Consider the following 11,546-nt stretch of genomic DNA (forward strand, 5'->3'; position numbering starts at 1 on the left):
GGTTTCTCTCGTTCAGTACTTCACGTACACGTCGGTGGTCAGCGCTGCGGGCGCGGGTTGCGGAGCGGCCTTGGCTTCGGTGCAGGCGCGCTCGATCAGGTCCAGCACCTCGCGGTCGATCGCGGCCAGTTGATCGGCCTTCACGAGGCCGGCGCCGGTCACGGCATCGGCGAAGCGGCGCAGGCAGTCGCGGTTGGCCCGGATGTGCTCCAGCTCACCCTTGGCGCGGTAGGTCTGGGCGTCGCCCTCGAAGTGGCCGTAGAAGCGGACCATCTGGCATTCGAGCAACGAGGGCCCGCCGCCTTCGCGCGCGCGGCGGATCACTTCGCCCGCGGCTTCGTGCACGGCGAAGAAGTCGGTGCCGTCGACCGTCACGCCGGGCAGGCCGAAGCCCGCCGCCCGGTCCACGTAGCTGTCGACCGCGGTGCCGTAGTCGCGCGAAGTGGACTCGGCATAGCCGTTGTTCTCCACCACGAAGATCACCGGCAGGTTCCACACCGCGGCGAGGTTCAGGCTCTCGAGGAAGGTGCCCTGGTTGCTGGCGCCGTCGCCCACGAAGCAGATGCCGACGTCGCTCGGCCCACCTGCCTTGGCGCGGTACTTGGCGGCCAGCGCGGCGCCGCACACCAGGGGCGCACCGGCGCCGAGGATGCCGTTGGCGCCCATCATTCCCTTGGACAGGTCGGCGATGTGCATGGAGCCGCCCTTGCCGTTGCACGAGCCGCCGGTCTTGCCGTAGATCTCCTTCATCATGCCCACCACGTCCACGCCCTTGGCGATGCAGTGGCCGTGGCCGCGATGGGTGGAGGCGATGCGGTCGCCATCGCCCAGGTGGCTCATGATGCCGACGGCAGTGGCCTCCTCGCCTGCGTACAGGTGCACGAAGCCGGGGATGTCGCCGCGCGCGAAGTCCACATGCAGGCGCTCCTCGAACTCCCGGATGGTGCGCATGCGGCGGTAGGCCGCGAGCAGGCCCGTCTTGTCGAGCGGGAAGGGGTTGTCACTAGGCATGGTGCGTCTCCTTGGGTTGGTGATGAACAATGAAGAAAGCATTCAGGCGGTGCCGCACAGCAGGCCGCGCAGGGCGGCTTCGTGCAGGCAGCGGCCCACGTCGATGGTGGAAAAGGCATTGGCGCGCACGCTGACGTGCACCCGCTCGCCGGGCCCGAAAGCGAGCTCGCGCTCGCCGTCCAGCGCGACCACGCCGGCCGCCTGGCGTACGGTGAAGTCCTGCCCGGGCGGCATGGCCTCGACGTGCTCGATGCCGATGGCGCGGACCATGCCCGGTGCGAGGGGCGCGCGCACGATCCGCTGACGGCGCACGGGCTCGGGCGCCAGATGCACGGCGAGCCCACCGGGCGCGTCGCGCGGCACCGGCTGCAGCAGGCCGCCGATGGAAGAGAGTCCGATGGCCTGCGCTTCGGCGAAGGCCAGGTAGACAGCGCGCAGTCCTTCGGGCTTCCACAACGCGCGGGCTGCGATCAGGCGTTCGTCGGCCAGCACGGCATCCACCAGCGCGATGTCGCGCCGCGTGCCGGCGGGGCCATCGATGCGCACGTCCAGCAGCTTGTTGGCGGTCAGGGCCCGCTCTGCCGGCAAGCGGCCGGTGGCATACAGGCCGACGGCCAGGCCGGCAGTGGTGGATTCGCGCAGCTCAGGAAAGGCGTTGTTGGTGCCGGTCGACAAGCCGCACACCGGCACGGTCTCGCGCCAGTCGGCGGTGCCCGCGACCAGTTCGCGCACCACGGCGCGGTGCGTGCCGTCGCCTCCCAGCACCACGATCGCGGTGGCGCCGGCCTGGCGCAGCAGTCGTGCGGCGCGGCAGCTGTCCTCCATCGTGGCGACCGGCACCATGTCCAGCAGCTCCACGTCCGCCAGCACATGACCCTGGCGCCGTTCGCGCAGAAGATGCCGCGCAAGCATCGCCGTCAGGCCGGCGCGGTCCGGCATCATCAGGACGCGCGAAACGCCTGTGGCCGCCAGCGCGGAGAGCAGGCGCAGCACGATGTTCACGCGGTCCGGCAACTGCAGGTTCCCCGCATTGGCCACGATGCGCCGGATGTCCCGTGCGGAGACGGGGTTGGCGATCAGGCCGACGACGGGAGATGCAAGGCTGGGCGCATGTGACATGGCCTTTGTTGCGCAACTGGCGTGCCAGAGCGATGCGGGCAAGTGCCATTGCCTCTGGCGCCAGCGTCGGGACCACGGGTTTCCCCACGGGGTGGGGAGTGCCGCGATGTGACAGGTGTCACTGCATCATGTGACAGTGCTTTGCCAAGGCGGAGCCTTCAGGCCTGTGCATGTCTGAATCCGCAGACAGGTCGGCTGCCTTCATTCGACAGTCGCTCCCGACCGCTTCACGACTTCGGCCCACTTGATGCGCTCGGCCTGGATGTACTTCGTCAGCTCCTCCGGTTTCGAGCCTATCGTCTTGACGCCATCCGACGCAAAGCGCTCGCGCAGCTCCTTGGACTGAAGCGCGGCCACCGAGCCGTCGTGCAGGCGTTTGACGATCTCCGGCGGCGTGCCGTGCGGGGCGAGCAGCGCGTACCAGACGCCGGACTCGTAGCCCGGCACACCGGCCTCCGCGATGGTCGGGACATCCGGCAGGGCTGGCGAGCGCTGGCTCGACGATACGGCGAGGACGCGGAGCTTGCCCGCCTTGATGTGGGCGCTGCCGGCCCCGTAGCTCACGAACATCGCCTGCACGTTGCCGGAGAGCAAATCGGTCAGCGCCGCGCCGCCGCCCTTGTAGGGCACATGGACCAGATCGATCCCGGCCATCGACTTGAGCAGTTCCATCGACAGATGCAGGCCGCTGCCATTGCCCGTCGACGCATAGGACATGCCACCGGGCTTCGACTTCGCCAGCTTGATGAACTCAGCCAGGTTCTTGACCGGCAGCGATGCGTTGACCGCGAGGAAATAGGGCGCCGACCCGATCAGCGTGATGGGCTCGAAATCGGTGAGCGCGTCATAGCGCAGCTTGGCGTACAGCGCCTGGTTGATGGCCAGTTGCGAGGTGAGGGCGAGCACCACCGAATACCCGTCGGCCGGCGACTGGGCCACGTACTCCATGCCGATATTGCCGCCCGCGCCGCCGCGGTTGTCGATGTAGAACGTACCGCCGAGCTGCTTGCCCAGCTCCTGCGATAGCGGGCGGCCGACCACATCGCCGCCACCGCCGGGCGAGTAGGGCACGACGATGCGTACCGGCTTGTCCGGGTAGGGGGCGGCCATGGCCGAAAGGGAAACCGCCAGGGTTGCGAGCAGCGATAGAAGTCTTTTCATGATGTCGTCTCCGAATTCGAGGCTGAGGTTGTAGAAGTAGCCGACCTGCGATCCACGATCGCCGCGACGGCGGCTTCGAGTTGCGCCTCCGCGCTCGACAGGTGGGCGCGGCACGATTGCGTCCATGCAAGATCGGCAGCAAGTTCCCCGCGCTGACGGGCGAGCATCCGCTCGGCCTCCGGGATCTGCGGGCCACCCGTCCCCTTGCGGCCGAAGACCATGTATTCGGGACTCGTGACTTCAGCGAAAGCCTGTGCGTCCAGCGGAAAGGCTTCCGATGCCGTCGCCTCGTAGAGGCGAGCGGCCTCGCCGTAGGGAATCTCGCGCAGGCTGAGATGGCGCGAGCGGCCGTAGTCGGTCAGGGCCGATGCGAAATGGTGGCCGATGCGGAAGGGAACATCCGCGCGTTGAAGCAATGCGTCGGCGATCTCGGTCGCAGTCGAATAGTCGGCGTGGACCTCGGCCAGGGCGCGCGCCTTGTCGACGACAAGGCCGCCGAGGATCTTGCGCAGAAGCTCGAACACGGCGAGTGCACGGCCGCTCGGCACAGGGTCGTAGGCCCGGTAGTCGAACATGCCGCTGCGCACGTTGTGCGCCATCAGCGACACGGCCTGCATCTCGCCGAGGAGCATGCTGCTCTGCACGCGCAGTTGCTCCAGGGCGGCTGGATTGCGCTTCTGCGGCATGATGCTGCTGACGCCCACGAGTTCGCCGCGCTGCAGCGTCATCCACGGCTCGGGGGCGGCGTATTGCGCGTGGAGATCCTGCGCGAACTGCCCGATCTGCACGGCTGCAATGCCGAGGACTGCGGCGACCTCCAGGCTGGTGTCGACCGGCGCGAGATGGTTCGCGTCGTAGGCGTTCTCGACGAGGCCATCGAACCCCAGGAGCGAAGCCAAGCGGCGGCGATCGAGCGCGAAGCTCGATGTCGTCAACGCGGCGGCACCCAGGGGGCCTTGGTTGACATGCCGGTACGCGGCGCGCAACCGGCACGCGCTGCGGGTCAGTGCATCGTCGAAGGCGAGCAGGTAGTGCGCGAGAGTCGTCGGCTGCGCCTGCACGCCATGCGTGTAGGCCGGCGCGATGGTGCGCGTGTGCTCACTGGCCAGGGAGAGCAGCGCCTCGCGAGCCCGCGCGAGCGCCTCACATTCGTCCAGCAAGCCCGCCCGGAGGTTCATGCGTGCGATGGTGGCCGAGATGTCCTGCCGGCTGCGTCCGCAATGCAGTCGCGAGGCATCGGCGCCTACGGCGGCGAGCAGCTTGGGTTCGTAGTCGAGGTAGTCCGCGGACCACTGCCGCGGCTTGCCCCGCTCGGCGCGGATCAACGCGAGGATGCCGGCCGCGATCCGGCTGGCGATGTCCTCCGAAACGATGCCCGCGTCGGTCAGCGCGACGAGGGACGCCTTGTTGATCTGGTCGAGGAATTCAACCGAGCGTCCGCCGCCGCGGAAGCTCGCGTTCACGTCTTGGGACTCGATTGTTTGTTGCGGATTCTTCATGGAGTCGTGCCTTGGTGACGTTGATTCTTGGCTCCGCAGACCATTGTGTAAAATGAATATTTAGGCCGTCATCATTGCCATAAAGGCATACTTGGGGGAACCGTGCCGATTACCTTCCAGCAACTCCGATGCGTGCGCCAGGTAGTCGACAGTGGCTTCAGCGTGTCACGCGCGGCCGAGTCGCTGCACACGACCCAGCCCGGCGTCAGCAAGATGATTCGTGCCCTCGAGAAGGAGATCGGCGTCGAGCTCTTCGCGCGTTCCGGCAACCGCCTGACGGCACTGACGGAGCCCGGCCAGGAGGCGCTCTCGCTGTGCGCGCGGGTCCTGCAAGACGCACAGGCCCTCAAGCGCCTGAGACTGGACCTTCCCGCCGAGAGCGAAGGCACCTTGCGCGTCGGGACGACGCACATCCATGCGCGCTATTCGCTGATCGATGTCACCCGTCGGTTCCTTGCTGTGTATCCGCAAGTGAAGCTCGAATTCACGGTGGGGCCCCCCACCCAGATCCTGGCTGGCATCACGGCGGGAACCATCGACATCGGCCTGTGCACCCTGCCCGATACGGTGCCCAAGGGCGTTGTCTCGGTGAAAGCCTATGACATCGACCGATGTCTCATCGTGCCGCCGCGCCATCCTCTGTTGAAGATGGGAAAGCTGGGGAAGCTGACGATGGAGCAGATCGCGCGATGGCCGCTTATCACCTATGACACCAGCTTCACATCCGGTTCGGTCGTGCAGGGGGAATTCCGCAGGCACGGCATCACGCCCTGGATCGTGATGCGGGCTATGGATGCCAGCATCATCAAGGCCTACGTCGCCGCCGGCGTGGGCGTTGCGGTGCTCCAGAAGATGGCGTTCAACGCTGCGTTGGACAAGGACCTGCGCGCTGTGGCGGTCGACCACCTGTTTCCTTCGTCCAGCGCGATGATCAGCCTGCGACGGGACCATTTGTTGAAGAAGTTCGCCTTCGACTTCATTCAGATGGTCGCGCCCGAATGGTCTCGCGAGGCGATCAATGCCCGGCTTTTCTAAGGGTCGGCTTCAGGGGTGCGGGGGAGAGGATGACGGTCCTTTGGTGGCCTCGACGTTGATCCAGGTGCAGGCGGTGGAGATATTGTTGATGGACCGCAGTGGCGAGAGAGTCAGAGAGGAGCGAGGCAGCCTGATTGGCGCACGCCGCTCCATCCCCTCGATGATGGAGATGCCGCAGCGCGGCCGCATTGGAGCCGATGAAGATTTTCGGCACACTGGCGCTGCCGTTACAGCAGCAGGCCTGCCATGACAAAGCTCGCCGTCATCGGAACAATCGACGTCCAACCCGGTGCCAGGGCAGAGGTTCTGAGCGCCGTCCTTGCCCACCGCGACCGCTGCTTGCGGGACGAGCCCGGCACCCTCCAGTTTGAAGTTCTGGTGCCGACCGAGGAGCCGACAAAGCTCATGCTCTACGAGCTCTACGCCGACAACGCCGCGTTTTCGGTCCACATGAAGGGTGCGAGCGTGGCCAAGGTGATGGAGGAGGTTGGAGCCAAGGTTGTCGGCCTCACCGGCATCCGCTGCACACCAGGACCCGAGTTTTCAGAATGAAGGGTTTCGACCCTGGATGTTTGCTTCGCCAACATCTGGCCCGGTGTGTGCGGGCCGGTCATGCGCCTATTGCCGTCCGGGAGGCGCCTGGCGCAGTTTGTCGCCATCCATCTTCTCCCCGAGACGTCGCACGACCCACCGGGTTCTATCAGCAGCAGGCGACGACGCTCCGAGATCGATAGCCACTCGCTGCTCATCGACATACCTGATGGCCGCTGAACCGAGCAGGGTTGGCACAAGGTCGGCATGCATCGCCTTGCCTTCATGGTTGGCGCGGAGCTGTTGCCAACGTGCGGAGTTGCCGGCGCGCCATTCATCGTTCGCCCACATGACCACGGGGACTGTCGTGTCCCAGCGCGTCGGATCCTTCAGCGCGTGTTGAAAGAGTTTTCGCCGGTCGTCGAGCAGGTTCTCGCCATGGTCAGGCGTGTACATCACGAAGGACGAGCCGCCCGCCCGCGCCGCCTCCGAGATCACGGCATCGACGAATCGGAGGGATTCCGCAACGGCGTTGTCGTAGGCGTGGATGAAATCCGGCAGCGTGGAATCAACGGGGAGTTCAGAGAGCTTCGAGCAGTCGGCTTGAAAAGCAGCTGTGGCGAGCTCATAGCGATCGCAATACGAAAAGTGTGCGCCATAGGCATGCACCACGATCAATTTCTTGGGCGCATTGTCCGCTAGCACCGATCTGAGCGATGGCAGAAGGCTTTCACGATCGGTCTTCTTCATTGTCAAGAACACGTCTGTGTTGGCGTCAGGCCAAGCAATGCCTCTTTCCTGGACGGCAAGCCAATAAGTGCGAAATCCAGCTTCCTCGAAAGCCTTCATGAATGTTGCGTCCTTGCTGACCCGAAGTGCGCCGCCAGGCATCTCGCGCGAGACGAGCAGAGGGACCGACGTATGCGTGCTGCTGGACCCGGCCATCACATCGCAATAGATGATCGCGTCTTGATGGCTGATGCCGACCTGCTTTGGGCCGCCGCATGCGCCGATCCGGTCGGCACGCACGGATTCCCCGATGATGAGGATGTATGTCTCGTCATGCGGGCGAAGCCCCGGCAACCGCGAGGCGCCCCAACTCGCGGACGCCGAACGAGGGTCGATCGGCGCATAGGGCAACGCCGTCGAGATGAATTCGCCACGGCCGATCGCACTCGCCGCGGCCACGGAAATCACATTCAGCGGCCACGCGCGCAGCACGGTGTCATGAAAGGCGACGCCGCATGTGACTGCGGCGACAGTGACTGCCGCAAGGGTGGTCGCAGACCACCTCCTGCGCGCTGATCGGGCTGACGGAGTGCGAAACGACACCCAGACAGGCATGGCCAGCAGGACCGCGGTCAGGGCTATCCCTTGAGCATGAGGCTGAATGACTGGCCACGCTTCGTGTGGGTCCGGCCGGATCAAGGCCGCCTCGAGAAGGTTGAAATCGCGCAGAAGATCGGCTCCCACGGCCAGGACGCCGAACAGCGCCGGGACGTATGTGAGAACCAGGAATACTCGAAGTCCCAGGATCGCCCGAAGCAAGCCGAAGAACACTGCGCTTGCGGCTAGGAGGCAGGCGGCCCCAAGATCCCGCACGTGAGTGGTTGAAAAGATCGTCAGGGCCGGGATCAGCAGGATGACGCCCCAAACATAGTCGATCAGACTGACGACGCCTTGTCGTCTGCTTGTCGTTGACGCAGATGCTACCTGCGCCTCCCGTGGATCGCTGTGTTGCTCCATGATCTGCTACGCAGTTGACCGCATTCTGGCCAGCACCCTTGGCGACGTGATGGCTCAAGGTGGAAGACACTGCCGACCGCAGGGGCTGACCGGCCTGGGTCGGAAGACGATTGTCTCCGCGGGGCTCGAGGCCTTTCGCCCGGGGGGTCGATTCCGGTTTGCTGCGATGCGAAGATCTTCCCATACTGCTCTTTTCTTCACCCAGTGATGAGGATCGCCACCTTCAACGTCAACGGCATTGCCAGCAGGCTCGATCTGTTGCTGGAATGGCTGGCGGAGTCGAAGCCGGACGTTGCGTGCCTGCAGGAACTGAAGTCGCCGGATGCCAGGCTGCCTGTGGACGCAATCCGTCGCGCCGGCTATGGCATCGTCGGGTTCGGGCAGCCGTCGTGGAATGGCGTGGCGATCCTCGCGCGGGGGCGCGAACCGATCGAGACGGGGCGCGGCGTGCCAGGCCTCGAGGCCGACCCTCAGAGCCGCTACATCGAGGCGGTGGTCGACGGCGTGATCATCGGTTGTCTCTACCTGCCCAACGGCAATCCGCGGCCCGGGCCCAAGTTCGACTACAAGCTGAGATGGTTCGAGAGCTTCAATGACCATGCGAAGAAGCTGTTCGGGTGCGGTATGCCGGTTGTGCTGGCCGGCGATTACAACGTGGTGCCGACCGACGCGGACATCTACAACCCCGCCTCCTGGCGCAATGACGCGCTGCTGCAGCCGGAAAGCCGTGCGGCATTTACGCAACTCATTGGACAGGGCTGGACCGACGCCGTTCGCGCTTGCTACCCCGATCGCGTGCCCTACACCTTCTGGACCTATTGGCGCAACCGCTATCAGCGCGACGCCGGCCTGCGCATCGACCATCTGCTGCTGAATGCTGAGGCGGCGCCGATGCTGCTCGGCGCCGGCGTGGATCGCAACGTGCGCGGACGGCCGGGTGCAAGTGATCATGCGCCTGCCTGGATAGAACTGGCAATCGGTAACGACTGACGGGTTCGCCCGTATGTGGGCCTGCAGCAAACCGCTTTCCGAAGCCGAGCGCAACGCCCAACGAAAAGGTCGGTAGCATGAATTCAGTTTGCAGGCATAGCCATGAATACATCTGTTGAGGTCGACCTTCCATCACTGGCAGTTCTCGCAGAACGCGTGGGTGCATCCTTGCGCAGTCGGGGAGAGTCGGTCGCAGTCGTTGAATCTTCTGCAGGAGGGCTCGTGTCCGCATCGCTTCTTGCGATACCCGGGGCCTCCGCCTTCTACCTTGGAGGTGCCGTCGTCTATTCGAGGCGAGCTGGTCGGGCACTTTTGGGCCTGACCGCGGCCGACCTCGCGGGGATGCGTGGTGAAACCGAGCCCTACGCCCTGCTTGTCGCCGGGCGGATGCGAGACAGTCACCGCGCAACCTGGGGTCTCAGCGAGAGTGGCGCTTCAGGCCCTTCTGGCAGCCCGTATGGAGACCCGCCCGGTCGAGTGTGTCTCGCGGTGGTCGGCGCGACGTCTGTGGCCAAGACCATCGAAACAGGGGGTGTCGAGCGCGCCACGAACATGGACATGTTCGCACGGCACCTGCTCCACTTTTTTGACGAGGTGCTGCGAGCAAGGGTCAGCTGAATGCGGCCAGCGCAGACAGCCGGGGGCCTTCTTTCTCTTCGTGTGAGCAATCGTAGGGGTCTTATCGCTCTAGCAAGGCCTGCATATACGCCTTCGCCGCGGCGAGCTCATTGCGGGCCTTTTGCAGGTCCGCCCGCGCCGACGAAAGGGTCAAACGCATCTTCTCCTTCGCTGCGCAAGCTCGCTCGCGCGTGGCCGCGCACTCGGCCAAGAGCGCGCGCGTGCTGGTGTCCAGTCGGCGGTTACCGGCCGGGGGTGGGTCTGAGGATGCGGCCATGGCAGCGCTCCTTCTTGGGAAGTGCGCTGACAAGTAGCCCAGGGCAAGCCTTCAAAGCTCGACAACCAGCCTGGGGCACGAAGGAAGGCTGGCTTTGACGTGGGCGGATGTCTTCACTGTAGACCCTTCCTTGCGCGATGCAAGAGCGGTCGATTCGCGGCTATGGCTCGGCGAGTGCAACATACTCACCGTCCGCGAGCGAAAAGCGCTTTCCGTGAACTCAGGCGGCTTGCCTCGCGGGATTTCTGCAGTCAGGCATTTGGTCGCGGCAAGCTCTCCAGCGCCAGGTCGCGCGCGAAAACCAGGTTCACCTCGGCGTCCGGGACCTCATCCCAGGCGATCTCCCAGATCCGGAAGTCCCGCAGCCCTGCGTCATCGAAGATCAACACCTCGACATCGGAGCCGGCGACCCAAGGCTTCGATTCACGTGCGAGAGGGCCCGCGATCTCGCACTTCACGCCAATCCGTTGCAGGCGCTCGAAGAGCTTGTCCACCTGCTGGCGCAGCAGATCCTGTCGCCCGCTACTTCGCGGCCGATGGGGCGCAAAGATCTGTCGATGCAGATCCGCGGGCTCGGTGAAGTTCATCATTGGCTGTCTCCCGGTCAGCAGATGGGAGGGCGATTTTGCTCACATCCGGCGAGCTCGGCAGCAGCTGTTGCGTTTGCTTGCCACCACGGGCGTTGAGCCTTCTTGACAGGTGCGTGAGGGGCCGCTAACGGGCGTCAACGCCCGCCGGGATCTACGGCGCGGCCCCAGCGGTGCTGCCCTCCCGCGGGCAGCGCGATTGACGATCATCATGAGCAACTGGTCGTGTCGCACCTTTTTGACAGCAATGCGAGTTCGGTAACGGATGGAAAAGATCCCCAAATCGTGTCAGCATTCGGCCGTTGTGCGAGGGTGACCGCGGTTCCGAACCGATGCCTTCGCGCCTGGGGCTCACGACAAGTGGAAAGGAGAAAACCGTGAAACGTCGCAAGATACTCATCGGTGCAGTTCTGGCCACGCAGCTGACCAGCATCTCGTACGCGAAGGACAAAGACAAGGCCGCGCACCAGGCCGAGGTGAAGTCGAAGGCCATGCACGCATTGCAGGACTTCTACAAGGCCGATCCCGCGATCAAGGATGAGGTCAGCAAGGCACCGGGCTACGCCGTGTTCACGACCTACGGCTTGAGCTTTGGCCTTGGGGGCGCTGGCGGCAAGGGCATTGCGCACGACAGCAAGTCCAAGAAGGACACATACATGTCCATCGCGCAAGCGAGCGCGGGCTTGCAAATCGGAGCTTCCGACACGCGCTATCTCTTCGTTTTCAAGGATGCCAAGGCTCTGGCCGACTTCATCGACCAAGGGTGGGACGCCTCTGCCGGTGCCGGCGCAGGCGCAGGCACGGGAAAGGAAGATGCGAATGTCAAGGCGGGTGCGATCGCATTCACGGGCGGCCATGCTTACGTGCTGACCAAGACCGGCCTTCAGGCGGGAGTAGCCCTGGGAGGCTCGAAGGTCTGGAAGGACAAGGACCTGAACTAGTGTGACCTTCTCAACCGCGGGGCAGATGAAC

Annotated in this window: 11 protein-coding genes; 5 read left to right on the forward strand and 6 right to left on the reverse strand. The window is 64.8% G+C overall.

The features are described 5' to 3' along the window. Positions 1–12: 12 nt before the first annotated feature. From WKW77_RS27605 to WKW77_RS27620, 4 genes are all read right to left on the reverse strand, one after another. Positions 13–1,011: a thiamine pyrophosphate-dependent dehydrogenase E1 component subunit alpha gene (locus WKW77_RS27605; protein WP_340360093.1), complete on the reverse strand. Its 999-nt coding sequence runs from the start codon at positions 1,009–1,011 to the stop codon at positions 13–15. A gap of 42 nt (positions 1,012–1,053) precedes the next feature. Beyond that, the gene (locus WKW77_RS27610; protein WP_340360094.1) at positions 1,054–2,130 is read right to left on the reverse strand and encodes an ATP-NAD kinase family protein; all 1,077 of its coding nucleotides are present in this window, start codon (positions 2,128–2,130) and stop codon (positions 1,054–1,056) included. Between the two features lie 201 nt (positions 2,131–2,331). Further along, positions 2,332–3,291: a Bug family tripartite tricarboxylate transporter substrate binding protein gene (locus tag WKW77_RS27615; RefSeq protein WP_340360095.1), complete on the reverse strand. Its 960-nt coding sequence runs from the start codon at positions 3,289–3,291 to the stop codon at positions 2,332–2,334. Further along, entirely contained in the window at positions 3,288–4,754 is a 1,467-nt protein-coding gene (locus WKW77_RS27620; protein WP_340360096.1) for a lyase family protein, read from the reverse strand. The genes WKW77_RS27615 and WKW77_RS27620 overlap by 4 nt, the downstream gene beginning before the upstream one ends. Before the next feature lie 138 nt (positions 4,755–4,892). On the opposite strand from WKW77_RS27620, the gene WKW77_RS27625 reads away from it, so the two are divergent. Both WKW77_RS27625 and WKW77_RS27630 read left to right on the forward strand, forming a co-directional pair. Then, entirely contained in the window at positions 4,893–5,825 is a 933-nt protein-coding gene (locus tag WKW77_RS27625; RefSeq protein ID WP_340360097.1) for a LysR substrate-binding domain-containing protein, read from the forward strand. 246 nt (positions 5,826–6,071) lie between these two features. Next, positions 6,072–6,377 (forward strand): putative quinol monooxygenase, encoded by a 306-nt coding sequence (locus tag WKW77_RS27630; protein WP_340360098.1) that lies wholly within the window; start codon positions 6,072–6,074, stop codon positions 6,375–6,377. A 66-nt stretch (positions 6,378–6,443) separates the two neighbouring features. Here WKW77_RS27630 and WKW77_RS27635 read toward each other — a convergent pair whose 3' ends face one another. Beyond that, complete coding sequence (locus WKW77_RS27635) at positions 6,444–8,102, reverse strand: phosphoethanolamine transferase (protein ID WP_340360099.1); 1,659 nt, start codon at positions 8,100–8,102, stop codon at positions 6,444–6,446. 207 nt (positions 8,103–8,309) lie between these two features. On the opposite strand from WKW77_RS27635, the gene WKW77_RS27640 reads away from it, so the two are divergent. Continuing rightward, on the forward strand, positions 8,310–9,092 hold the full coding sequence (locus WKW77_RS27640; protein ID WP_340360100.1) for an exodeoxyribonuclease III: 783 nt from the start codon (positions 8,310–8,312) through the stop codon (positions 9,090–9,092). 102 nt (positions 9,093–9,194) lie between these two features. Beyond that, the gene (locus WKW77_RS27645; RefSeq protein WP_340360101.1) at positions 9,195–9,710 is read left to right on the forward strand and encodes a CinA family protein; all 516 of its coding nucleotides are present in this window, start codon (positions 9,195–9,197) and stop codon (positions 9,708–9,710) included. A 528-nt stretch (positions 9,711–10,238) separates the two neighbouring features. Here the strand turns inward: WKW77_RS27645 and WKW77_RS27650 are convergent. Next, positions 10,239–10,574, reverse strand: a complete 336-nt coding sequence (locus WKW77_RS27650; protein ID WP_340360102.1) for a hypothetical protein — start codon at positions 10,572–10,574, stop codon at positions 10,239–10,241. Between the two features lie 332 nt (positions 10,575–10,906). Here WKW77_RS27650 and WKW77_RS27655 point away from each other — a divergent pair, with 332 nt between their 5' ends. Beyond that, positions 10,907–11,515, forward strand: coding sequence for a lipid-binding SYLF domain-containing protein (locus WKW77_RS27655; RefSeq protein ID WP_340360103.1), 609 nt, complete (start codon positions 10,907–10,909; stop codon positions 11,513–11,515). Positions 11,516–11,546 lie beyond the last annotated feature (31 nt).

It is taken from the genome of Variovorax ureilyticus, assembly GCF_037889935.1.
GTDB lineage: Bacteria > Pseudomonadota > Gammaproteobacteria > Burkholderiales > Burkholderiaceae_C > Variovorax > Variovorax ureilyticus.

Bases quoted from the DNA above. Each gene is read 5' to 3' on its own strand.
- WKW77_RS27605 (WP_340360093.1), bottom strand. From the start codon at position 1,011: ATGCCTAGTGACAACCCCTTCCCGCTCGACAAGACGGGCCTGCTCGCG.
- WKW77_RS27610 (WP_340360094.1), bottom strand. From the start codon at position 2,130: ATGTCACATGCGCCCAGCCTTGCATCTCCCGTCGTCGGCCTGATCGCC.
- WKW77_RS27615 (WP_340360095.1), bottom strand. From the start codon at position 3,291: ATGAAAAGACTTCTATCGCTGCTCGCAACCCTGGCGGTTTCCCTTTCG.
- WKW77_RS27630 (WP_340360098.1), top strand. From the start codon at position 6,072: ATGACAAAGCTCGCCGTCATCGGAACAATCGACGTCCAACCCGGTGCC.
- WKW77_RS27635 (WP_340360099.1), bottom strand. From the start codon at position 8,102: ATGGAGCAACACAGCGATCCACGGGAGGCGCAGGTAGCATCTGCGTCA.
- WKW77_RS27640 (WP_340360100.1), top strand. From the start codon at position 8,310: ATGAGGATCGCCACCTTCAACGTCAACGGCATTGCCAGCAGGCTCGAT.
- WKW77_RS27645 (WP_340360101.1), top strand. From the start codon at position 9,195: ATGAATACATCTGTTGAGGTCGACCTTCCATCACTGGCAGTTCTCGCA.
- WKW77_RS27650 (WP_340360102.1), bottom strand. From the start codon at position 10,574: ATGAACTTCACCGAGCCCGCGGATCTGCATCGACAGATCTTTGCGCCC.
- WKW77_RS27655 (WP_340360103.1), top strand. From the start codon at position 10,907: ATGCCTTCGCGCCTGGGGCTCACGACAAGTGGAAAGGAGAAAACCGTG.